Origin of the sequence: Streptomyces sp. GB4-14 (assembly GCF_022696125.1) — a bacterium.
GTDB classification, from domain to species: domain Bacteria; phylum Actinomycetota; class Actinomycetes; order Streptomycetales; family Streptomycetaceae; genus Streptomyces; species Streptomyces werraensis.
The window spans coordinates 2,541,622-2,564,261 of the sequence record NZ_RZHO01000002.1 but is presented as its reverse complement, the minus strand read 5'-3'; the positions used below and the strand labels follow the sequence as shown (position 1 = coordinate 2,564,261).

At 73.0% G+C, this 22,640-nt stretch carries 22 protein-coding genes; 11 read left to right on the top strand and 11 right to left on the bottom strand.

The window, feature by feature from the left end:
• Positions 1–22: 22 nt before the first annotated feature.
• Positions 23–607 (top strand): hypothetical protein, encoded by a 585-nt coding sequence (locus ELQ39_RS12785; RefSeq protein ID WP_242591945.1) that lies wholly within the window; start codon positions 23–25, stop codon positions 605–607.
• A 13-nt stretch (positions 608–620) separates the two neighbouring features.
• Here the strand turns inward: ELQ39_RS12785 and ELQ39_RS12780 are convergent, their stop codons facing one another.
• The 3 genes from ELQ39_RS12780 to ELQ39_RS12770 form a co-directional block, all read right to left on the bottom strand.
• Entirely contained in the window at positions 621–1,205 is a 585-nt protein-coding gene (locus tag ELQ39_RS12780) for a flavodoxin family protein (RefSeq protein WP_242591944.1), read from the bottom strand.
• Between the two features lie 104 nt (positions 1,206–1,309).
• Positions 1,310–2,488, bottom strand: a complete 1,179-nt coding sequence (locus ELQ39_RS12775) for an amidase (protein ID WP_242591943.1) — start codon at positions 2,486–2,488, stop codon at positions 1,310–1,312.
• Entirely contained in the window at positions 2,485–2,991 is a 507-nt protein-coding gene (locus ELQ39_RS12770) for a DUF6668 family protein (protein WP_242591942.1), read from the bottom strand. The genes ELQ39_RS12775 and ELQ39_RS12770 overlap by 4 nt, the downstream gene beginning before the upstream one ends.
• Positions 2,992–3,150: 159 nt before the next feature.
• Between ELQ39_RS12770 and ELQ39_RS12765 the strand changes: the two genes are divergently transcribed.
• Positions 3,151–4,575: a tetratricopeptide repeat protein gene (locus ELQ39_RS12765; RefSeq protein WP_242591941.1), complete on the top strand. Its 1,425-nt coding sequence runs from the start codon at positions 3,151–3,153 to the stop codon at positions 4,573–4,575.
• A 13-nt stretch (positions 4,576–4,588) separates the two neighbouring features.
• Here the strand turns inward: ELQ39_RS12765 and ELQ39_RS12760 are convergent, their stop codons facing one another.
• The 3 genes from ELQ39_RS12760 to ELQ39_RS12750 all read right to left on the bottom strand — a co-directional run bounded on the left by ELQ39_RS12760 (position 4,589) and on the right by ELQ39_RS12750 (position 7,161).
• Positions 4,589–5,062 (bottom strand): VOC family protein, encoded by a 474-nt coding sequence (locus ELQ39_RS12760; RefSeq protein WP_242591940.1) that lies wholly within the window; start codon positions 5,060–5,062, stop codon positions 4,589–4,591.
• Between the two features lie 59 nt (positions 5,063–5,121).
• A complete protein-coding gene (rarD, locus tag ELQ39_RS12755; RefSeq protein WP_190005181.1) occupies positions 5,122–6,144 on the bottom strand; it encodes an EamA family transporter RarD in 1,023 nt (340 codons plus the stop codon).
• 162 nt (positions 6,145–6,306) lie between these two features.
• Positions 6,307–7,161 carry an SDR family oxidoreductase gene (locus ELQ39_RS12750; RefSeq protein ID WP_242591939.1) on the bottom strand — a complete coding sequence of 285 codons (855 nt, stop codon included), beginning with the start codon at positions 7,159–7,161 and terminating at the stop codon, positions 6,307–6,309.
• Between the two features lie 206 nt (positions 7,162–7,367).
• Here ELQ39_RS12750 and ELQ39_RS12745 point away from each other — a divergent pair, with 206 nt between their 5' ends.
• Complete coding sequence (locus ELQ39_RS12745; RefSeq protein WP_242591938.1) at positions 7,368–8,591, top strand: FG-GAP-like repeat-containing protein; 1,224 nt, start codon at positions 7,368–7,370, stop codon at positions 8,589–8,591.
• 68 nt (positions 8,592–8,659) lie between these two features.
• Here ELQ39_RS12745 and ELQ39_RS12740 read toward each other — a convergent pair whose 3' ends face one another.
• From ELQ39_RS12740 to ELQ39_RS12720, 5 genes are all read right to left on the bottom strand, one after another.
• Positions 8,660–9,718, bottom strand: a complete 1,059-nt coding sequence (locus ELQ39_RS12740; protein WP_242591937.1) for a 2-oxoacid:ferredoxin oxidoreductase subunit beta — start codon at positions 9,716–9,718, stop codon at positions 8,660–8,662.
• Positions 9,711–11,642: a 2-oxoacid:acceptor oxidoreductase subunit alpha gene (locus ELQ39_RS12735; protein WP_242591936.1), complete on the bottom strand. Its 1,932-nt coding sequence runs from the start codon at positions 11,640–11,642 to the stop codon at positions 9,711–9,713. Before ELQ39_RS12735 ends, ELQ39_RS12740 begins: the two co-directional genes overlap by 8 nt.
• Before the next feature lie 153 nt (positions 11,643–11,795).
• A complete protein-coding gene (locus ELQ39_RS12730; RefSeq protein WP_337663039.1) occupies positions 11,796–12,455 on the bottom strand; it encodes a response regulator transcription factor in 660 nt (219 codons plus the stop codon).
• Positions 12,456–12,711: 256 nt separating this feature from the next.
• Positions 12,712–14,076, bottom strand: a complete 1,365-nt coding sequence (locus ELQ39_RS12725) for a sensor histidine kinase (protein ID WP_242591934.1) — start codon at positions 14,074–14,076, stop codon at positions 12,712–12,714.
• A gap of 110 nt (positions 14,077–14,186) precedes the next feature.
• Entirely contained in the window at positions 14,187–15,413 is a 1,227-nt protein-coding gene (locus ELQ39_RS12720) for a sensor histidine kinase (RefSeq protein WP_190005003.1), read from the bottom strand.
• A gap of 240 nt (positions 15,414–15,653) precedes the next feature.
• On the opposite strand from ELQ39_RS12720, the gene ELQ39_RS12715 reads away from it, so the two are divergent.
• From ELQ39_RS12715 to ELQ39_RS12680, 8 genes are read left to right on the top strand one after another with little or no spacing between them, the layout of a single operon-like run.
• On the top strand, positions 15,654–16,046 hold the full coding sequence (locus ELQ39_RS12715) for an NADH-quinone oxidoreductase subunit A (protein WP_190005002.1): 393 nt from the start codon (positions 15,654–15,656) through the stop codon (positions 16,044–16,046).
• A complete protein-coding gene (locus tag ELQ39_RS12710) occupies positions 16,037–16,702 on the top strand; it encodes an NADH-quinone oxidoreductase subunit B (RefSeq protein ID WP_242591933.1) in 666 nt (221 codons plus the stop codon). The genes ELQ39_RS12715 and ELQ39_RS12710 overlap by 10 nt, the downstream gene beginning before the upstream one ends.
• On the top strand, positions 16,699–18,054 hold the full coding sequence (locus ELQ39_RS12705) for an NADH-quinone oxidoreductase subunit C (protein WP_242591932.1): 1,356 nt from the start codon (positions 16,699–16,701) through the stop codon (positions 18,052–18,054). Before ELQ39_RS12710 ends, ELQ39_RS12705 begins: the two co-directional genes overlap by 4 nt.
• Positions 18,051–19,019, top strand: a complete 969-nt coding sequence (locus tag ELQ39_RS12700; RefSeq protein WP_190004999.1) for a complex I subunit 1/NuoH family protein — start codon at positions 18,051–18,053, stop codon at positions 19,017–19,019. The genes ELQ39_RS12705 and ELQ39_RS12700 overlap by 4 nt, the downstream gene beginning before the upstream one ends.
• Entirely contained in the window at positions 19,019–19,576 is a 558-nt protein-coding gene (locus ELQ39_RS12695; protein WP_190004998.1) for a NuoI/complex I 23 kDa subunit family protein, read from the top strand. Before ELQ39_RS12700 ends, ELQ39_RS12695 begins: the two co-directional genes overlap by 1 nt.
• Entirely contained in the window at positions 19,573–20,241 is a 669-nt protein-coding gene (locus tag ELQ39_RS12690; RefSeq protein ID WP_242591931.1) for an NADH-quinone oxidoreductase subunit J family protein, read from the top strand. The genes ELQ39_RS12695 and ELQ39_RS12690 overlap by 4 nt, the downstream gene beginning before the upstream one ends.
• The gene (nuoK, locus tag ELQ39_RS12685; protein ID WP_190004996.1) at positions 20,241–20,645 is read left to right on the top strand and encodes an NADH-quinone oxidoreductase subunit NuoK; all 405 of its coding nucleotides are present in this window, start codon (positions 20,241–20,243) and stop codon (positions 20,643–20,645) included. Before ELQ39_RS12690 ends, nuoK begins: the two co-directional genes overlap by 1 nt.
• Positions 20,642–22,636: an NADH-quinone oxidoreductase subunit 5 family protein gene (locus ELQ39_RS12680; protein ID WP_242591930.1), complete on the top strand. Its 1,995-nt coding sequence runs from the start codon at positions 20,642–20,644 to the stop codon at positions 22,634–22,636. Before nuoK ends, ELQ39_RS12680 begins: the two co-directional genes overlap by 4 nt.
• The last annotated feature ends 4 nt before the right edge of the window (positions 22,637–22,640 follow it).

Below are 22,640 nucleotides of genomic sequence, written 5' to 3'. Positions count from 1 at the left end.
GGGACGTGTGACGGTTCGGTCCATGGGCAATTCACGGGCGTATCCGGTCCTGCGGACCACGGACGCGGGCGAGGCGTTTCGGCAGGCCAGGCGATTGTGCGCGCTGCTGAGGAATGTCGAGGACAAGGTGTGGCTGTTCGCCGAACCGGCCACGGTCCGTGAGGTGCGGGACATCGCCGCGATCGCTCCCGGACTGCCCTTCGACTATGCGCGGAGCCGGACCGACCCGGCGACGGGTGACTACCTCCGGTTCGACCTCGACGTGACGGCACTGGATGACGCGTCACTGACGGAACACCTGCCGCTGACCTTCTCGGAGTACGTCGGGAGGGAGCGCGTCGAGGCCGGGATCCTGGCCGCGCTGGGCGACGGAATGGTTTCCGTCGAGTGGCACGGCCGCTGGCCGGACGACTCGGACGCGGACTGGCCCTCGAAGTACGACGGGATCCAGGTCGTGTTCCACGGTGACGAAGCCCAGACGGGCGACTGGACGGAGGAGCACACCGTCTTCGTCCATGTGACCAAGTGGGGAGACCTGCCCCTCGCCCAGGAGCTCGCCGCCCACATCGGCAGCGAGGTCCTGGGCGAGGCACAGCTCGGCTGGTGAGACGGCGCCGGCGTCAGCCCGCCTCGTACGGGAAGCGGGCGAGCGGCGCGTCCTGCGCGAAGAACGTCTTGGCCCGCGCCAGCGCCCGCGTGTCCGTGAGCACGTCCCCCGGCTTGCTGCCGTTCCCGAGCAGAACCCCGCCGAACCGCATGCCCATGTACGCGGCCGAATTGTTGAGCGTGCCGACCAGGGGGTCGGCCACCTCGGGCTCCTCGTGTGCGAGCGCGGTGACGCCCCACAGCGTGCGGCCCGCCATCGTGGCCTTGAAGTCCAGGCCGGGGGTGCGCAGCCAGCCCGACCAGTGGTCCAGGTAGCGCTTGGTCTGCGCCGACACCGCGTACCAGTACAGCGGGGAGACGATCACCAGGTCCGTCGCCGCGAGCGTGGCGTCGAGCAGCAGGGCGGTGTCGCCCTCGGTCGGGCGGACGTGGTCGCTGTCGTGACGCAGGTCCTCGAACTCGGGCAGGGGATGGGCGGTGAGGTCGATCCACCGCTGGTCCACGTCCGGGGGCAGCTGTTCGGCGGCGCGGCGGGCCAGCAGTTCGGAGTTGCCGTCCGGGCGGGCGCTGCCCAGGACGAAGAGAAAACGGCGGGTCATGGTGGTCCCCCAAATATCCGGCGTCCGGCAATAACAGGCTTCTGCATTATATGCACACGCAAGTAAATAGAGGCAAGAGCCCCGGGAGCCGGGAGGCTCTTCCCTCATCCGTCGAGTGGCCGGGTCTCTCCCCGCGACGGCGCCCTCGGCCGTTCGACCGCGCCCCGCCTCTCGGCCTCCTCCGCCACGGTCAGCAGCAGGTCCTCCCGGTCGTGCGGGGCGACCAGTTGGAGCCCCGCAGGGCATCCGTCGGTGCCGACACCGGCCGGGATGCTCAGCGCGGGGTGACCGCCGAGGTTGAACGCCCAGGTGAGCGCGGTGGAGTAGGTGTCGCCCGGACCGTCGTGGCCGTGCGGCGCGGTCGGCGCCGTGGGGGTGAGCAGCAGGTCCGCCCTGCTGAAAAGGTCGCGGAGACGGGCATCGTTGGCGGCTCGGACGCGGTGGGCGTCGCCGGGGTCGGCGCCCGGGGTGCGCAGGGTGAGCCAGGCGGGGCTGGGGTCGAGGAGGGACGGCCGGACCGGCTGCCGCGCGAGGCGCACCACGCCTGCCGCGACGAGCCGGCCGACCGCCGCCCGCGCCAGGGCGACGGGCTCCGGATCGGGGGAGGCGAACCCCAGGCCGGGCGACCAGACCGCGGTGAGAGGGAGGCGAGGCGGGGGCGCGTCGCGTGCGGAGACGACCCGCCACCAGAGGCCCGCGTCCGCCGCCGTGCGCGCGAGAATCCCGGGCGCGGCCAGCCCCGTGCGGTCGCCCGACGGGAACCGGCCGCCCGTGACCTTCAGCCCCGTCACCCCGCACCACGCCGCCGGGATCCGCACCGAGCCCGCCCCGTCGGCGCCCGTCGCCAGCGGCACCAGCCCGGCCGCCACCGCCACCGCCGCCCCGGCCGAGGACCCGCCCGGCGTACGGTCCGCCCGCCACGGGTTCACCGTACGGCCGTGCGCCCCGAGCCCCCACGTCTGCCAGGGCGTCCCCGGACCCGGCACCGACGTGGCGCCCACGACGACCGCACCGGCCGCGAGCAGCGGCTCCGCCGCCCGCAGTCCGCGCCGTCCCTTGACCGCGACCGGCACCCCGGCCAGCGGCAGACGCTCCCCGGCGGCGACCCGCGCGTCCACCTCGGCCGCCCGCCGCAGGGCCTCCTCGTCCCACACGTCGAGGAACGCGCACAGCACCGGATCGGCGCGCTCGATCCGCGCCAGCGACCCGGCGATCACGTCCACGGCCCGGCGCGCGCCCGCGCACACGGCGTCCGCGATCTCCCGCGCGCCGTCCCCGCTCACCGCAGGGCGCCGGTGAGACGGGCCAGCGGCTCCGTCTCGCGCGGCGGCCGGCCGCCCAGGTCGCCGAGGCGCCAGCCGGGCACCCACGGCACCCGGTACACGTCGATCAGCGGCTCGATCAGCCGCACCCGGTGCGCGAGGGGACGTGGGAGCCTGCCCGGCGCGTCCGCGACGAGGACGACGGCGTCCAGGTCGAGCCCGTGCGGCGCCTCCCCGCGCCGGAACAGCTCGACGGCCGGCAGCACCGCGTCGAGACCGGCCGCATGGGTGCGGGCGACCAACAGCACCGAACGCGGGGCGTCGGGCGCCGGCCAGGACCGTCCGCAGTCGTGGCCGCCGTAGACCGCGGCGAGCGTGGAGACACCCGCGCCGCCGTGCAGACCGACCCAGGAGAAGCGCCGGGCCGTCGTCCGGGCCGACGCCGGCCCCGGAGGGTCCGCCTCCGGCGCCGTCACCGGGCCCCGCAGCCAGATCTCCGGTCCCTGTTCCGTGCCTGCTCGCATGTCCCTCTCCTGCTCGGCGGCTCGATCGTCCATGCCCCGCGGCCGGTACGGAACCGGGGCCGACGGCCCTTGGGACGAGCCTGTGACAACGCGGTGACGTGCACAGCGCGCGCGAGCGGACACACTCGACGGTAGGTGTACGACCCGAATGAGGGAACGATGTCTCGACTCAGCCGCGAGAAGAAGCGGGAACAGCAGCAGGCCGCGGACGCGGCGAACCGTGCGGCGGTGCCGGTCGACGTCCGTGTCCCGTCCGACGGGTCGGACGAGCCGGGTGCCTACGTCGACGGCGTGCGGGTCATCGCGGGCCCCGGCGAGGAGATCCAGCAGGCCGTGCTGAACCGCCTGCACCGCATCGCCGTCGCCACCGGCCACGCCGTGCACGCGACGGTGCGCGACGAGCGCATCGGGTACGTCGTCCCGCTCCGGGTCGCCCCGGACGGCTCCAGCGCGTTCGCCGCGCAGCCGGTGCAGCTGCGCGGCGCGCGGGACAGGGGACAGGCGCCCTCGGAGACGCCGGCCCCTGGCATACCCCCGGCCCCGGAGACGCCTCGGGCTCCCGAACCCCAGTTCCCGCCCGCGGGACCGGACACCGGCCGGCCGACCCACCTGCTCCGGGCGGTCCCGGAGCAGGTGGCACCGGAGGATCTCCGCCAGGCACCGGCGTCCGAGGCGCCGGAGGCTTCGCGCCCCGCCGCTCCTGAGCCCGGCGCTCCGGCGGCCCCTGGTGCCGTTCCGGTGCCCGGCGCCTCCGGGTCCGGTACCCCCGCGCCCCCGGCCCCCGTCCAGGACGTCACCCCGACCTTCCCACTGCACCCGATCCCCGGGACCGGGTCGGGGACCGGGACCGAAACCCCTCTCGACTCCCCGCCCACCTTCCGTCTCCGCAGGGTGCCCCCGCCCGGCACCGTCGCGCCGCCCACGGGGGTGTTCGGCCCGCCCCCGGACATGGACGCACGGCCGCACCCCGTCCAGACCGACGCGGCGATGGGTCCCGCCCCCGTCCCCGCCCCGGCTCCCGACCTCGCGGCCGCACTCGACGCCGACCCGGACCCCCGCCCCACCCCGCCACGCGGTTTCGACGCCGTCGCCGAGGCCGTGCTGGGCGACAAGCCCGCCGCCCCCGCCGGCAGCCCCCTTGCCGGCCCCATGGGGCGCATCAACGAGGCAGTGCGGGCGGGCCGTATCGACACGGCCGCCCGTCTCGCCGACGAGACGCTGGAGGACGTCGCGCAGGCCCTCGGGGCCGAGCACCCGGAGGTGCTGCGCCTGCGGGAGCTGACCGCGTACATCGCCTACCTGGCGGGCGAGCCGGTGCGCGCCTTCCGGCTCTCCCTCGACCTCGCCGGAGTCTGCCGCCGCGCCGGCGACACGGAAGCCGCGTACGGCAACGTCCGCAGCGCCGCCACCGCGTGGCGCGGAGTGCGCGACCCCCTGCTCGGGCTGGAACTGGGACATGACCTGATCGCGCTGTGGACCGAGCTCGTCTCCGAGGGCGGCCCCGCCGCCGACGAGGAGGAGGAACTGGACTCCGCCCGCGCCCGCATGCACCGCCTCACCACGCGCGCCCGCGACCTGCGGTGATTCCCGCAGGCGCCTAGTGGAGGCAGAACTCGTTCCCCTCGGGGTCCGCCATCACGACCCAGCTCCCGGAGGGCTCCTCCACCCGCCGCAGCACCCGGGCGCCGAGCCCTTCCAGCCGGGCCTGCTCCTCGTCACGGCGGTCGGCACCGGGGTGCAGGTCGAGGTGGAGCCGGTTCTTGACCGTCTTCTCCTCGGGCACCCGCTGGAAGAGCAGCCGCCGGCCGCGCCCGGTGCCGCTCTCCGCCTCGTAGGGGTCGTCGGGATGCCGTACGGCGGCGAGGTCGCGCCAGGCGCGGCGGCCGTGCGACACGACCGTGAGCGCCTCGGGAACGGCTCCCGCGGTGAGCAGCTTCTCGATGAGCGGGCTGTTGTCCTCGACCACGTAGTGCAGGGCGGCGGCCCAGAAGTCCGCCTGGGCGTGCGGGTCGGCCGCGTCGACGACGACCTTCCAGTGCACCGGCGTGGGCGGCGTAGGTGTCTGCGTCATGCGCCCGTTATAGGGGACGGCACCGACAGCGGGAGGAACATCGACGCCGTCCCGCCGCGCTACTGCTTGGTCTCCAGCGCCTTCGCCGCCTCCGGCTCGCTCAGCGGCGCGGCGGCCGGCACGGCCCCTCCGGCGCCGGGCGTGACGGTGGTGTCGCCCGCACCGGCGCGGCGGCCGGACAGCGCGCGGGCGGCACGGCGTGCGGTGCGCAGCGCGTCCCAGGTGAGCAGGGTGAGTGCCAGCCACACCAGGGCGAACCCGGCCCAGCGCTCCGGCGGCATGGCCTCCTTGAAGTAGAGGATGCCGAGCAGGAACTGGAAGACCGGCGCCAGGTACTGCAGCAGCCCCAGCGTGGACAGCGGCACGCGGATCGCCGCGGCGCCGAAGCAGACCAGGGGGAGCGCGGTGACGATGCCGGTCGCCGCGAGCAGCAGCGCGTGCCCCGTGCCCTCGGCGCCGAAGGTCGACTCGCCCTGGGCGCCCAGCCACACCAGGTAGCCGAGGGCGGGCAGGAACTGGATCGCGGTCTCGGCGGCCAGCGACTCGACGCCGCCGAGGTTGACCTTCTTCTTCACCAGTCCATAGGTGGCGAAGGAGAAGGCGAGGCACAGGGAGATCCACGGCGGCCGGCCGTAGCCGACGGTGAGGACGACGACCGCGAGGGCGCCGATGCCGACGGCGGCCCACTGGGCGGGCCGCAGGCGTTCCTTCAGCAGCAGGACACCGATGGCGATGGTGACCAGCGGGTTGATGAAGTAGCCGAGGGACGCCTCGACGACATGCCCGGAGTTCACCGACCAGATGTAGACGCCCCAGTTGACGGTGATGACCGAGGCGGCCACCGTGATCAGGGCCAGCTTGCGCGGCTGCCGCACCAGCTCGCCGATCCACGCCCAGCGGCGGATCACGGCCAGCGCGGCCGCGACGAAGACCAGCGACCACACCATGCGGTGGGCCAGGATCTCGACGGCGCCCGCCGGCTTGAGCAGGGGCCAGAACAGGGGGACGAGCCCCCACATCCCGTACGCCGCGAAGCCGTTCAGCAGTCCTATGCGCCGCTCTGCGGCCGGCTTCCCGGTCACGGGCCCCTCCAACGTGTTCCGACGCGTCCCTGGTCGTCCGTGGGACCGCCGACGCGCGCGCGGAACCCACCCGGACGACGGTAACGCCGGACACCCCCACGTGTCATGTCCGTACCGGCATACGGTCATGACGGTACGGACCGGACGCGATCGGGCCGGGGATCAGTCCTTGAGTGCCGCGGCGACGGCCTCCGCGAGCGGGGTCGTCGGACGGCCTGCCAGCCGGGACAGGTCACCGCTGTCGACCACCAGCTCGCCCTTCGCGATCGCCGCGTCCACACCGGCGAACACGGCCGCCACCGGCTCGGGCACCCCCGCGCCGGCCAGGATGCCGGTGAGGGCCTCGGGCGTGACCGGGTTGTAGACGATCTCCCGGCCGGTCTGCCGGCTCAGCTCGGCCGCGTACTCGGCGAAGCTCCACGCCTCGTCGCCGCCCAGCTCGTACGTCGTGTTCTCGTGCCCCTCGCCGGTCAGTACGGCGACCGCGGCGGCCGCGTAGTCGGCCCGGGAGGCGGAGGAGACCCGGCCCTCGCCCGCGGCGGCGACCACCGCGCCGTGCTCCAGCACCGGGGCCAGGTTCTCGGTGTAGTTCTCGTGGTACCAGCCGTTGCGCAGCAGCACGTACGGCACGCCCGAGTCGAGCAGCGCCCGCTCGGTGCCGCGGTGGTCGTCGGCGAGCGCGGCGGTCAGCGAGCCGGGGGCGCTGGTGTAGGCGAGCAGGGCGACGCCGGCTGCCTTGGCCGCGTCGATGACGACGGAGTGCTGCCGCACGCGGCCCTTGTCGAACTCGTTGCCCGAGATCAGCAGGACCTTGTCGCCGGCCGCGAACAGGCCGTCGAAGGTCTCCGGCGCGTTGTAGTCGGCGACCGCGACCCGCACCCCGCGCTCCGCGAGGCCGGCCGCCTTCTCCGGGCTGCGCACGACCGCGGTGACCTGCCCCGCGGGGACCTTCTCCAGCAGCTGCTCCACCACGTGACGGCCGAGCTTCCCGCTGGCTCCGGTGACGACGATGCTCATGATGCGACCACTCCTCGAGGATGTGTAGGACACTAACTGTACGACTGGCGCTAACTTTTGGAAAGTGTAACCGGGGCGCGGAAGCGGTCCGGCGTGCTCTACGATCACGCTCGCGCGTGTCGCCGCCGGAGGGTTCCGACTCCCGCCGAGCCGTCGCATCGGGGGGTGCGAGAAGCGGACGCGCATCACTGGGAGGGGACTCATTTATGCGGAAACATCTCAAGCGGGGTGTCGCGGCACTCGTCGGCCTCACGCTGGCCGGCACCGGCCTGACCTTCGCGACCGCCGCCCCGGCGGCGGCGAGCTCGTACGACTGCCCGTCCGGCTACTTCTGCGGATGGTCGGGCGAGGACGCCAAGGGCTCGATGTGGAAGACGAGTAAGAACGTCGCGGACCTCGGCAGCTGGAACGACAAGATCCGCTCGTACGTCAACCGCACGCAGTCGATCGCCTGTCTGTACGAAGACAAGAACTACGTCCCGTGGGGAGGCTACTGGGCCCAGGACCCGAACTCGCCCGGTGAGCTGAGCAGCTCCCCGGTCGCGACCACCAGCTCGATCAAGTTCGTCCGCACCGAGCGCGAGTGCAGTCAGTCCGCCTACCCGAACTGGTACTCCGAGCCGTCCCCGACGGCCGCCGGCTTCGGCGACATGAACGGCGACCGCAGGGCCGACCTCATCACGCGTGACCTTGCCGGGCGGCTCTGGTTCACCCCGGGCGACGACACCGGCCGGCTGATCGGCTCGGGCGGCTGGAACGCCATGGACACCCTCACCCGCCACGGCGACTTCACCGGCGACCGCCGCGAGGACCTCGTCACGCGGGAGAAGGCCACCGGCAAGCTGTGGCTCTACCCCGGCACCGGAACCGGCTCGCTCGGTTCGCGCAAGCTGCTCGGCGCGAGCGGCTGGAACTCGATGAACCACATCACCGCCTACGGCGACCTGACCGGCGACGGACGCTCCGACCTGATCGCCGTCCAGAAGTCCACGGGCGCCCTGTGGCTGTACCCGGGTGCCTCCGGCTCCAGGCTGGGCGCGCGCAAGCTGATCGGCTCGGGCGGCTGGAGCGGCATGAACGCGCTGGCCGGCATGGGCGACGTGACCGGTGACGGCCGTCCCGACCTGTACGCCCGCGAGAAGGCCACCGGCAAGCTGTGGCTGTACCCGGGCACCTCCACCGCCCGGCTCGGCGCGCGCAAGCTCGTCGGCAGCGGCGGCTGGAACACGATGGAGTACCTGATCGCGGTCGGCGACTTCTCCGGCGACGGCCGTCCCGACCTGGCCGCGGTCAGCAACGAGGCGTACGTGATCGACGGGTACCCGGGCAACCCGGGCTGGCTGGTCACCTACCGCGGCCGGGCCGGCGGGACCCTGTACGGGCCCGAGCGGACCCACGGCGAATGGTGGGGCCTCGGCGACTTCTGCTGAGGCCGCCCCGGCTGACGCGGGAGGGCCCCGGCATCCTTGTGGATGCCGGGGCCCTCCCGTGTCGGTGTTCAGCCGGCGACGGTCCAGGTGTCGCCGCCGGCGAGGAGTGCGGCGAGGTCGCCCTTGCCGTGCTGGTCGACGGCGGTGTCGAGCTGGTCGGCCATGAGGGTGTCGTAGACCGGCCGGCCGACGGAGCGGAACACGCCGATGGGGGTGTGGTGCAGGGTGTCGGGGTCGGCGAGCCGGGACAGCGCGAACGCGGTCGTCGGGGAGGCGTTGTGGGCGTCGTGGACGAGGATGTCCGCCTCGTTCTCCGGGGTGACGGCGACGACCTTCAGGTCACCGGTTGCCGGGTCGCGGACGACGCCCTTGCCGCCGTCGGCGCCGAAGCGGATCGGCCGGCCGTGTTCGAGGCGGATGACGGCTTCTTCGGCCTGTTGGCGGTCCTTGAGGACGTCGAAGGCGCCGTCGTTGAAGATGTTGCAGTTCTGGTAGATCTCCACCAGGGCCGTGCCGGGGTGGCCGGCGGCCTGGCGCAGCACCTCGGTGAGGTGTTTGCGGTCGGAGTCGACGGTGCGGGCGACGAAGGACGCCTCCGCGCCGATCGCCAGCGAGACGGGGTTGAAGGGCGCGTCGAGGGAGCCCATGGGGGTCGACTTGGTGATCTTGCCGATCTCGGAGGTGGGGCTGTACTGGCCCTTGGTGAGGCCGTAGATGCGGTTGTTGAACAGCAGGATCTTGAGGTTGACGTTGCGGCGCAGGGCGTGGATGAGGTGGTTGCCGCCGATGGACAGCGCGTCGCCGTCGCCGGTGACGACCCACACGGACAGGTCGCGCCTGCTCGTGGCGAGTCCGGTGGCGATGGCGGGGGCGCGGCCGTGGATGGAGTGCATCCCGTAGGTGTTCATGTAGTACGGGAAGCGGGAGGAGCAGCCGATGCCGGAGACGAACACGATGTTCTCCCGGGCCAGGCCCAGCTCCGGCATGAAGCCCTGCACGGCGGCCAGCACGGCGTAGTCACCGCAGCCCGGGCACCAGCGCACCTCCTGGTCGGACTTGAAGTCCTTCATCGTCTGCTTGCCTTCGGCCTTGGGCACGAGCTGGAGCAGCGTGTCGGCGTCAGTCATCGATGGCCTCCTTCAGCGCCGCGGCGAGCTGCTCCGCCTTGAACGGCATGCCGTTGACCTGGTTGTACGAGCGGGCGTCGACCAGGTACTTCGCCCTGATGAGTGTGGCGAGCTGCCCGAGGTTCATCTCGGGGATCACCACCTTGTCGTATCTGCGCAGGATGTCGCCGAGGTTGGGCGGGAAGGGGTTGAGGTGGCGCAGGTGGGCCTGCGCCACGGCTTGTCCGGCCCGGCGCAGGCGCCGTACCGCCGCGGTGATCGGCCCGTAGGTGGAGCCCCAGCCCAGGACGAGCAGACGGGCGGCGCCGTCGGGGTCGTCGACCTGAAGGCGGGGGACGTCGATGCCGTCGACCTTGGCCTGGCGGGTGCGGACCATGAAGTCGTGGTTGGCCGGGTCGTAGGAGATGTTCCCGGTGCCGTCCTGCTTCTCGATCCCGCCGATGCGGTGCTCGAGCCCCGGCGTGCCCGGGATCGCCCACGGACGGGCCAGGGTGTGCGGGTCGCGCTTGTAGGGCCAGAACACCTCCGTGCCCTCGGCCGTGGTGTGGTTCGGGCCCCGCGCGAACTGCACCGCCAGATCCGGCAGCTCCTCCAGCTCCGGGATCCGCCACGGCTCGCTGCCGTTGGCCAGATACCCGTCGGAGAGCAGGAACACCGGGGTGCGGTAGGCCAGCGCGATCCGCGCCGCCTCCAGAGCGGCGTCGAAACAGTCCGCCGGCGTCCTCGGCGCCACCACCGGCACCGGCGCCTCACCGTTGCGGCCGTACATCGCCTGCAGCAGATCCGCCTGCTCCGTCTTCGTCGGCAGCCCCGTCGACGGCCCCCCACGCTGGATGTCCACGATCAGCAGCGGCAGCTCCAGCGACACCGCCAGCCCGATCGTCTCGCTCTTGAGCGCCACCCCCGGCCCGGAGGTGGTGGTCACCGCCAGCGAACCGCCGAACGCCGCCCCCAGCGCCGCCCCGATCCCGGCGATCTCGTCCTCCGCCTGGAACGTGCGCACACCGAAATTCTTGTGCCTGCTCAGCTCGTGCAGGATGTCCGAGGCCGGAGTGATCGGGTACGAGCCCAGGAACAGCGGCAGGTCCGCCTGACGCGAAGCCGCGATCAGCCCGTAGGACAGAGCCAGGTTCCCGGAGATGTTGCGGTAGGTGCCCGGCGGGAACGCCGCCGCCGCCGGCGCCACCTCGTAGGAGACCGCGAAGTCCTCCGTGGTCTCCCCGAAGTTCCAGCCCGCCCGGAACGCCGCGATGTTCGCCGCCGCGATGTCCGGCTTCCTCGCGAACTTCGACCGCAGGAACGCCTCCGTCCCCTCCGTCGGCCGGTGATACATCCACGACAGAAGACCCAGCGCGAACATGTTCTTGCTGCGCTCGGCCTCCTTGCGGGTGAGGTCGAACTCCCTGAGCGCCTCCACCGTCAGCGTGGTGAGCGGCACCGGGTGCACGTGGTAGCCGTCCAGCGAGCCGTCCTCCAGCGGGCTGGCGTCGTAGCCGACCTTCTGCATCGCCCGCCTGGTGAACTCGTCGGTGTTGACGATGATCTCCGCCCCGCGCGGCAGGTCGCCGATGTTCGCCTTCAGCGCCGCCGGGTTCATCGCCACCAGCACGTTCGGCGCGTCACCCGGGGTGAGGATGTCGTGATCGGCGAAGTGCAGCTGGAACGACGACACACCCGGCAGCGTGCCGGCCGGGGCACGGATCTCGGCGGGGAAGTTCGGCAGCGTGGACAGATCGTTGCCGAAGGACGCGGTCTCCGAGGTGAAACGGTCACCGGTGAGCTGCATCCCGTCACCCGAGTCCCCCGCGAACCTGATGATCACTCGGTCGAGCCGGCGGACTTCCTTCGTTCCCGCCGCTGTCTGCTGCTCTCCTACGACTGTTCCGTCGGCCTGCTCCGCTGGGCTGCTGACCTGGCTGGTCACTGAACTGGACCTCCTCGAGGCGGCTGTCCGGGACGGCCTTCCCGCAGGCCTTCCCCGCATAAACCCTACGACCGTGAGGGGTGCCCACCGTGAAGGATTCGGCTGAACGATCCAGATGGTGGACAGGGAGCCGAGACGCGAGCCGCCGTCCCCTCAGGAGTTCAAGTACGTCAGCACCGCCAGGACCCGCCGGTGGTCGCCGTCGCTCGGGGACAGTCCCAGCTTCAGGAAGATGTTGCTGACGTGCTTCTCCACCGCGCCGTCGCTCACCACCAGCTGCCGGGCGATCGCCGAGTTCGTCCGCCCCTCCGCCATCAGGCCCAGTACCTCGCGCTCACGCGGGGTGAGCCCCGCCAGCACGTCCTGCTTGCGGCTGCGGCCCAGCAGCTGCGCCACCACCTCCGGGTCCAGGGCCGTGCCGCCCTGGGCCACCCGGACCACCGCGTCCACGAACTCGCGCACCTCGGCCACCCGGTCCTTCAGCAGATAGCCGACGCCCCGGCTGGAACCGGCCAGCAGCTCGGTGGCGTACCGCTCCTCCACGTACTGCGACAGCACCAGCACCCCGACACCCGGATGGCTCTTGCGCAGCTGCACCGCGGCCCGCACGCCCTCGTCGGTGTGCGTCGGCGGCATCCGCACGTCGGCGACCACCACGTCCGGCAGCTGGTCCTGCCGGGCCAGGTCGTCCACCGTCTTGATCAGCGCCTCGCCGTCGCCGACCCCGGCCACCACCTCGTGCCCCCGGTCGGTGAGCAGCCGGGTCAGGCCCTCCCGCAGCAGCACCGAATCCTCGGCGATGACCACCCGCACCCTGTCCTCCACGTCCTCGTCCCCCCAAAGCCCCGCTCCGGACCCGTCCTTGTGACGGGCCCGGTCGTCGGGTCCAGCATTCCAGCATCCGGGGGACGACGGGCCGGGGCAACGCGATCGGGGGTGTCGTCATCGCGTGCCGCCGGCCGGTCCGGACCCGCCCTGGCGCCGGCGCGCGTCACCGGGCGGGTGCGCACCCCCGGGGTCCGCACCCGCCCGTGTGTCCGTCCGCCGGACCGTTCACCTCACCCCGCGGTCATCGCGCCCGCTCCGCACGCCATGGCAGCTCCGCGGTCACCCGCGTCGGGCCGCCGGCCGGCGAGTCCACCACGAGGATCCCGTCCACCGCGTCCAGCCGCTCCGCCAGACCCGCCAGCCCGGAACCGCGCGACAGGTCCGCGCCGCCCACGCCGTTGTCCGCCACCTGGAGCATCAGCCGCTCCGCCGACCGCCACACCTCCACGGCCGCCCACGTCGCCCGGCTGTGCTTGCTGACGTTCTGCAGCAGCTCCGAGACCGTGAAGTAGGCGATGCCCTCGATCGCGGGCGCCGGACGCTCCGACAGGTCCACCTCCACCTGCACCGGCACCGTGCAGCGCGAGGCGACCGCGGAGAGCGCCGCGTCCAGACCACGGTCGGTGAGGACCGCCGGGTGGATGCCCCGGGCCAGGTCCCGCAGCTCCTGCAGGGCCGTCTTCACCTCGCCGTGCGCCTCGTCCACCATCCGCGCCGCGGCCTGCGGGTCCTCCCGCAGCTTCTCCTTCGCCAGACCCAGGTCCATCGCCAGGCTCACCAGCCGGGCCTGCGCCCCGTCGTGCAGATCCCGCTCGATGCGCCGCAGGTCCGCCGCCGCCGTGTCCACCACGACGCCGCGGTCCGACTCCAGCTCCACCACCCGGGTCGCCAGCCGCGACGGGCCCAGCAGCCCGTGCACCATCACCCGGTCCACCGTCGTCAGCGCCCGCACGATCCACGGCGTGGCCAGCGTGAACAGCAGACCCACACCCGCCGTCACCGCGATCTCGAACGGGTTGTCCAGGTAGATCGCCCGCTGCTCGTCGCCGTACAGCTGTATGCCGTCCTGGCCCGCGTACGTCGGGAGCACCCAGAACCACAGGGGGTACGTCAGCAGCGACCAGCCCAGCGACCAGACGGTGACCGTCACCGTGAAGGACAACACTGCCCACGGCAGCTGCAGCACCGAGTACAGCAGCGCCCGCCACGAGGTGCCGCTCTTCAGCACCGCGCCGACCCAGCCCATGAACCCCTGCCGCTTCAGCCGCAGCGGCTCCGGCTCGCCCACGTCCAGGCCGAGCAGCCCGCGTGCCCGCGCCCGCTCCACCGACCCGATGCCCCGGCACCCGGCGAGCGCCGCCGCGAGCACCGGCACCCCGAGGAACGTCACGAGCAGGCCCGCGCCCAGCGACACCATCGTGACCGCGTAGGTGAACATCAGGATGCTGATCGGCAGGCTCAGCAGCACATAGGCCAGCTCCCGCCAGGCGCGCCCCTCGACGGGCGCCCGCAGCGCCGCCGGCATCAGGTGCCGCCGTCCCCCCACGCCCTGCGCGTGTCCGGGCCCGGTGGGGAGCCCGTAGCCCTGTCCGTACTCCGTGGCCATCGGCTTCGTCCTTCTCCTCGTCCGGCGGCTGTGCTGTCGTACCACCAGGGTGCTGCGTCGCAGGTCGGCGGGGAATGAAGGCCGTCGCAGTCTTCGGCGGGGGGTTTTCCCTACCTACGGCCGCGGGCGGACGCCCCCTTGCCGGGCGCCTTCCCGGCCGGGGTGCCGGAGCGGTCGCGCCACGGCAGCTCGGCCGTCACCGTCGTCGGACCTCCCTCCGGCGAGTCCACGACGAACAGCCCGTCCACCGCGCCCAGCCGGTCGGCGAGCCCCCGCATGCCGGTGCCGCCGTCGAGGCTCGCCCCGCCCACGCCGTCGTCCCGCACCTGCAGGAACAGCCGGTTCTCCGACCGCCACACCTCCACCGACGCGGATCGCGCCCGGCTGTGCTTGCTGACGTTCTGCAGCAGCTCCGAGACCGTGAAGTAGGCGATGCCCTCGATCGCGGGCGCCGGCCGCTCCTCCAGGTCGACGGTGACCGCCACCGGCACCGTGCACCGCGCGGCGACCGACGACAGGGCCGCGTCCAGACCCCGGTCGGTGAGGACCGCCGGGTGGATGCCCCGGGCCAGGTCCCGCAGCTCCTGCAGCGCCAGCTTCACCTCGCCGTGCGCCTCCTCGACCATCGACGCCGCCGCGTCCGGGTCCTCCAGCAGCTTCTCTTTCGCCAGGCCCAGCCCCATCGCCAGGTTCACCAGCCGGGCCTGCGCCCCGTCGTGCAGGTCCCGCTCGATGCGCCGCAGGTCCGCCGCCGCCGTGTCCACCACGATCCCGCGGTCCGACTCCAGCTCGGCGATGCGCTTCTCCAGCTCGTCCGACGGCGACAGCAGACCCCGCACCATCGCCCGGTCCACATCGGCCATCGCCCGCACCACGAACGCCAGCACCGGCCACAGCACGAACAGTCCGGTCAGGGTGACGGTGAAGGTGAGGACGCCCCACGGCATCCGTATCAGCGTGAACAGGCACGTCCGCCAGCCCACCGGGTCCTTGACCGCCTGCCACAGCCCCGGCCAGAACCCGCCGGACCTCCGCCATGGCAGCGGACTCGGCTCGTCCACCCGCACCCCGAGCATCGCCCTCGCGCGTGCCCGCTCCAGCCGTCCCAGCTGCCGCGCCCCCATCAGACCGAGGGCGAGCAGGGGCAGACCGATCACCGTGACCGTCATGCCCGCACCGATGGACAGCGCGGTCACCGTGTAGACGAAGCCGACTATCGACACCGGGAGGTTCGTCAGGAGATGCGCGATCTCCTTCCAGGTGTGCGCGTCGTAGGCGAAGCGGGCCGGCGGCGGGCGGTCGCCCGGTCCGGCCGGCTGCGGGATCGGTTCGGTCATGGGCCCAGCCTGCCCGGCGGCGGGGGGCCCGCGCCATGAGGCGGACCGCCAACCTGAACTGAGGAAAACCCCACCCCCGCATGCCGAGCCCCGACGGGCTGCTTACCGTGCCTTTATCAGGGCCTAGACTCCCGTGCGTACAGATCGTCGGACCGTGGCGTTCGGCGTTCACCGGCACGGATCGAGGGCAGGGCACAGGCAGGAGCGCCTGGTCGCCGATCTGAGGAGTGAGGGGCGGACGTGCGGGAAACGACCGTCGTCGCGGCGGACTACTTCCAGTCCTACTCGGTCGTCGGACTGCTCGCCGTCGTCGGCGTGCTGTTCGTGGCCGTCGCCTTCGGCGCGGGCCGCCTGCTGCGGCCGGTGGTGCCCACGCCGGAGAAGCTGCTGACGTACGAGTGCGGCGTCGACCCCGTCGGCGAGGGCTGGGCGCACACCCAGGTCCGCTACTACGTCTACGCCTTCCTCTACGTGATCTTCGCCGTCGACTCCGTCTTCCTGTTTCCCTGGGCGACCGTCTTCGCCGCCGACGGATACGGCGCGACCACTCTCGTGGAGATGTTCGTCTTCCTCGGCTTCCTCGCCGTGGGCCTGCTGTACGCCTACAAGAAGGGCGTCCTGACATGGACGTGAACCCTGCCGCCCCCGAACCGGTGCTGCTTCCGGAGCCCGGACTTCCCCCCGGCGAAGGCACGGGGAGGCTCGGCGCGCTCGCCCGGCTCGCCCCCGAGCCGATGAAGGTGGTCCTCAACTGGGGCCGCCGCTACTCGCTCTGGGTGTTCAACTTCGGCCTCGCCTGCTGCGCGATCGAGTTCATCGCCGCGTCGATGGCCCGGCACGACTTCATCCGTCTCGGCGTCATCCCGTTCGCGCCCGGACCCCGCCAGGCCGACCTGATGGTCGTCTCCGGCACGGTCACCGACAAGATGGCGCCCGCGGTCAAGCGCCTGTACGAACAGATGCCCGAGCCGAAGTACGTCATCTCCTTCGGCGCGTGCAGCAACTGCGGCGGCCCCTACTGGGACTCCTACTCCGTCACCAAGGGCGTCGACCAGATCATCCCGGTCGACGTCTACGTCCCCGGCTGCCCGCCCCGGCCCGAGGCACTGCTCCAGGGCATCCTCAAGCTCCAGGAGAAGATCGCCCAGGAGTCGCTGGGGGAGCGGTACGGCGCCGGCTCCGCCGGGCGTCCCTCGGCGGCGGCGCTGCAGAGCGGGCTGGTCCGGCCGCCCGCGCCCAAGGGCGAGGTCCGGCCGTCCGCGCCCAAGGGGGAGGGGGAGGCCGGATGACCGCCGTCGGCTGGCTCCCCGCGGACGTCGAGGATCTGTTCGGCGCGCAGGCCACGGCGGAGGAGGCGTACGGCGTCCTCACCGTCGACGTGCCGTCCGACGCCTGGATCCCCGCCCTCGAAGCCGCCCGCGACCGCCTCGGCTGCACCTTCTTCGACTGGCTCAGCGCGGTCGACGAACCCGGCACCGGCTTCCGCGTGACCGCCCACGTCGTCGCCCTCTCCCCGGTACGGCGGCTGCTGCTGCGCACCACCGTGCCGCACGAGACCCCCGTCCTGCCCTCCGCCGTGGACGTCTACGCGGGCGCGGCCTGGCACGAGCGGGAGACCCACGAGATGTTCGGCGTCGACTTCACCGGACACCCCGGCCTCGACCACCTGCTGCTGCCCGACAACTTCGAGGGCCACCCGCTGCGCAAGGACTTCGTCCTCGCGGCCCGGGTCGCCAAGGCGTGGCCCGGCGCCAAGGAGCCGGGGGAGTCGGAGCACGGCGGACCCAAGCGGCGCCAGATGCTGCCGCCGGGCGTGCCCGACCCGAACGAGTGGGGCCCGCTCAAGGGCCAGCTCCCGCCCGCCCCGGCCCGCCCCGCCCGCCGCACGGCCACCGCGTCGGCCCGTACCACGAGCGAACGCCCGCCTCGCCGTACCCGCTCCGTCTCCGAGGGCTCGGCGAGCCAGACGGCGGGGGCGGGTGCCGGCTCCGACGCGACTGCGGCCGAGCCACCGGCCGCCCCGCGCAGGGCGCGGTCGGTGTCGGAGGGCTCCGCGAGCCAGAGGGAAGCGGGCGGCTCGGGGGCCGGTGCCGCTGGGACCGGCGCGCCCCGTCGGGCGCGATCGGCGTCCGAGGGGTCCGGCGGCCGGCGGCCGGACGCCCCCTCCCGCCGGTCGCGCAGCGCGAGCGAGGGCTCGGTGTCGCAGCGCGAGGGCGCCCCGGGCACGGGCGGTCCCCGCCGGGCGCGGTCCGCGTCCGAGGGCTCCGCGAGTCAGCGCGCGGAACAGGACCAGGCTCCGGCCGCCGACGACACGGCAGCGGCTCCCAGCGAGGAACCGCGCGACCGCAAGCCGCCGGTCGCCCCACGCAGCCCGGACGCCCCCTGGCACCACGCACGGCCGGCCTTCGAAGAACCGGAGCCGAAGGCCGCGCCCCGGCCCGAGCCAGGCCCCGAAGCGCGTCCCGAGCCAGGCCCCGAAGCGCGTCCCGAGCCAGGCCCCGCAGCGCGTCCCGAGGAGCCGGAGAACGGGTCGCGCCCCGAACCCGACAGCCCAGACCCGAACAGCTCTGACCCCAGCAGCCCTGACCCGAGCAGCCCAGACCCGAACACCCCCGACGACCCCTCAGGAGGCACGCGGTGACCGACGCTCTCGACGTCGCCCTGCGACTCCTCGTCGTGTTCGTCGTCTTCCTGACCTTCCCCCTCCTCGTGGGCCAGACCGAGCACAAGGTCATGGCGCACATGCAGGGCCGCCTCGGCCCCATGTACGCCGGCGGCTTCCACGGCTGGGCCCAGCTCATCGCCGACGGTGTGAAGTTCGCGCAGAAGGAGGACGTCGTCCCGGCCGGCGCGGACCGCCGCATCTTCCAGCTCGCCCCGGCCGTCGCACTCCTGCCGTACCTCCTCGTGCTGCTCGCCGTTCCGATCGGGCCGGGCGAGGGCGCGGTCGGCCAGGTGCTGGACGCGGGCGTGTTCTTCGTCCTGGCCGTGATGGGCGTCGGCGTCCTCGGGTCGCTCATGGCCGGCTGGGCGTCCGCCAACAAGTTCTCCCTCCTCGGCGGTCTCCGTACCGCCGCCCAGCTCCTCGCGTACGAACTGCCGATGCTGCTCACCGCCGCCTCCGTGGCGATGGCCGCCGGGACCGTGTCCCTCGTCGGCATCCTCGACGCGTTCGAGTGGTGGTGGCTGCCCTGGCAGATCACCGGCGCGCTGGTCTTCTTCGTCGCGGGCCTCGCCGAACTGCAGCGCCCGCCCTTCGACATGCCGGTCGCCGACTCGGAGATCATCTTCGGCGCGTACACCGAGTACACCGGCCTGCGCTTCGCCTTGTTCCTCCTCGCCGAGTACGCCGGGATCGTCGTGCTGTGCGGCCTGACCACCGTCCTGTTCCTCGGCGGATGGCACGGACCCTGGGGAGCCGATGGCCTCGGCTGGGTGTGGACCCTGCTGAAGACCGCCGTACTCGCCTTCGTCGTCATCTGGCTGCGCGTCAGCTACCCCCGGCTGCGCGAGGACCAGCTGCAGAAGTTCGCCTGGACCCTCCTCGTTCCCCTCGCCCTCGCCCAGATCGCCCTCACCGGCGTCGTCAAGGTGGTGTTCCTGTAATGGCCCCGATCCCCGGCTCCGGCCTGGCCAAGGGCCTGGCCGTCACGCTGCGGACGATGACGCGGAAGTCCGTCACCGCCCAGTACCCGGACACACAGCCCGAACTGCCGCCCCGCAGCCGCGGGGTGATCGGCCTGTTCGAGGAGAACTGCACGGTCTGCATGCTGTGCGCCCGCGAGTGCCCCGACTGGTGCATCTACATCGACTCGCACAAGGAGACCGTCCCGCCCGCCGCCCCCGGCGGCCGTGAGCGCAGCCGCAACGTCCTCGACCGGTTCGCCATCGACTTCTCCCTGTGCATGTACTGCGGTATCTGCATCGAGGTCTGTCCCTTCGACGCGCTGTTCTGGTCCCCGGAGTTCGAGTACGCGGAGACCGACATCCGCGACCTCACCCACGAGCGGGACAAGCTCCGCGAGTGGATGTGGACCGTCCCTGCCCCGCCCGCCCTCGACCCGGGCGCGGAGGAACCGAAGGAAGTGGCCGCGGCCCGCAAGACCGCCGACAAACTCGCGGCCGCCCAGGCCGGCGAACCGGGTCAGGAGGGCCGCGCATGAGCACCGCAGCGACCGCCGGCGCGCTCGCGGCCGGCACAGTGCACCGGGCGGCCGGGGCGCCCGGCTTCCTGTCCCCGACCGGCGTGGAGATCGCCTTCCTCCTCGTCGGCCTGGTCACCCTCGGGGCCGCCGTCGTCACCGTCACTACCCGGCAGCTGGTGCACGCCGCCCTGTGGTTGGTGGTCGCGCTCGGCGGGCTCGCCGTCGAATACCTGCTGCTCACCGCCGAGTTCATCGCCTGGGTGCAGGTCCTCATCTACGTCGGCTCCGTCGTCGTCCTCCTTCTGTTCGGGCTGATGCTCACCCGTGCGCCCATCGGCCGCTCACCGGACGCCGACTCCGGCAACCGCTGGGGCGCGCTCGCCGTCGCCGTCGCCGCGGCGGCCGCCCTGGTCTGGGTGGTCGTCGACGCCTTCCGCACCACCTGGATCGACCTCGACGGCGCCCCCTCCGGCACCACCGAAGTGACCGGCGCCGGCCTCTTCCAGCACTGGGTCCTCCCCTTCGAAGCCCTCTCCGTCCTCCTCCTCGCCGCGCTCGTCGGCGCGATCGTCCTGTCCCGCAAGGCCAAGGCCGGCTCCGAGCCCGGAGCGAAGGACGCGGCCGCGTCCGGCACGGCGACCGGCGCGTCCCGCACCCGGCGCGACCAGGAAGGGACCCGCTGATGCACCTCGCCTACCCCGCCGTCCTCGCCGCCCTCCTCTTCTGCACCGGCCTCTACGGCGTCCTCGCCCGCCGCAACGCGATCCTGGTGCTGATGTCGGTCGAGCTGATGCTCAACGCCGTCAACCTCAACCTCGTCGCCTTCGACGCCTGGCTCAGCCGGGTCGCGGAGGACACCCTCCACTCCGGCCAGGCCCTCGCGCTGTTCACCATCGCCATCGCCGCCGCCGAGATCGGCATCGGCCTCGCGATCGTCCTCGCCGTGTACCGCAACCGCGGCACCTCCGACATCGACCGGCTCCGCGACACCGCCGAGGGCCACGACCCCGACGACCCCGACAGCGACGCCACCGGCCGCGCCCTCCCCGCCCCGGCCGCCGGCGAGAAGGCCGAGGCCACCGCGTGACCACGACCACCCTCGCCGTCCTCGTCCCCCTCCTTCCGTTCCTCGGCGCGCTCGCCGGACTGCTGCTGGGCCGGACCGCGCCCGGCTTCGCCCGCCCGCTCGCCGTCCTGCCGACGCTCGCCTCCCTCGCTCTCGCCGCCACCGTCGCCGCGCGCCAGGGCGGCGGCGGCCCCGTCGACGCCGCGACCGAGCTCACCCCCACCGGCTCGGTCCCGATCGAACTCGCCCTGCACATCGACGGCTTCGCCGCCCTCACCGCCGTGGTCGTCGGCACCGTCGCGACCTGCGTGCAGATCTACTCCACGGGCTATCTGCGCGACGACCCGCGCTACCCGTCCTACGCCGCTCTCGTCTCGCTGTTCACCTCCGCGATGCTCCTGGTCGTCTACACCGGCGACCTGATGGTGCTGCTGGTCGGCTGGGAAGTGATGGGCATCTGCTCCTACTTCCTCGTCGGCCACTACTGGGAGACCCCCGAGGCGCGCGCCGCCTCACTGAAGGCCTTCCTGGTCACCAAGCTCGGCGACGTCCCCTTCCTCATCGGCCTGTTCGCGCTCGCCGCCGACGCCGGCTCCTTCCGCATCACCCGGATCCTCGGCGCCGTCGCGCACGGCGGCATCGACCACCCGACGCTGATCTCCCTGCTGCTCCTCGCGGGCGTGGCCGGCAAGTCCGCGCAGTTCCCGCTGCACACCTGGCTGCCGGACGCGATGGCGGGCCCCACCCCCGTCTCCGCGCTGATCCACGCCGCGACGATGGTCGCCGCCGGCGTCTACTTCGTCGCCCGCCTCCTCCCGCTCTTCGAGGCCTCACAGGCCGCGATGACCGTCCTCGCCGTCATGGCCGCCGTGACGATGACCGGCTCGGCGCTCGCCGCCCTCGCCCAGGACGACATCAAGCGCGTTCTCGCCTACTCGACGATCGGCCAGCTCGGCTACATGACCGGCGCCCTCGCCGTGGCCGACCGGGGCGCCGCCGTCTTCCACCTCCTGTCCCACGGCGCCTTCAAGGCGCTGCTGTTCCTCGCCGGCGGCGTGATCATCCACGCCGCCGGCACCAACTCCCTGGCCGCCATGTCCCGCATGAGCCATCTGCGCGACCGTGTCCCCGACGCCTACTGGACGATGACCGTGGCGCTCCTCGCGCTCGCCGCGATCCCGCCGTTCAGCGGCTTCTTCTCCAAGGAGGCCGTCCTCGGCGTCGCCGAGCACGTCGTCACGGGCAACACCGAGCACGCCCCCGCCGCCGCGGGCTGGATCGTCCTCCTCGCCGGGCTGCTCACCGCCCTCCTCACCGCCGCGTACGCGACGCGGCTGTGGCTGCTCGCCTTCCGCGGCAGCGGCACCGAGGCGCCCGACCACGGCCGGCAGCCGCTCACCATGACCACCGTGCTGTGGGTGCTCGCCGTGCCGTCGCTGGCGTTCGGCGGCTTCGCCTTCCGGGTCCTGCCCGACTGGTTCGACGGGCACGACCTCACCCCGACCCTCACCACCTCCGTGCTCGGCACGGGCGTGGCCCTGGTCGGCGGCATCGTCACCTACGCCACCTGGCGGCACACCACCGCGTACGCCGCCCGCGTCCCCCTCGGCGCCGTCGCCGCCCACCCCGAGGCAGACGCCGGGCAGGTCGAGGCGGAGGCCATCGCGAGCCACGAACCGGCCTACGGGGACATCGCCCACGCGGCCGACCCCGCGGACCCCGGACGGCTGCTGCTCGGCCGGCTGCACCGGCACGCGGCCGTCGGCTTCCACCTGGACGCCGTGTACTCGGCGCTCTTCGTCCGCCCGGTGCGGGCCGGCGCGAGCCTCGTGCGGTTCCTCGACCGGGAGGTCGTCGACACCTACGTACGCGGCGCGGGCACCCTGCCCCGCTGGCTCGGCGCCGCCGTCCGGCGCGCCCAGACCGGCAATCTGCAGACCTATGTGAGCGCGCTGCTCGCCGGCACCGTCGTCCTCGCGGTCGCCGCCGTCCTCGTCGCCACGGGAGCGTGAGCAG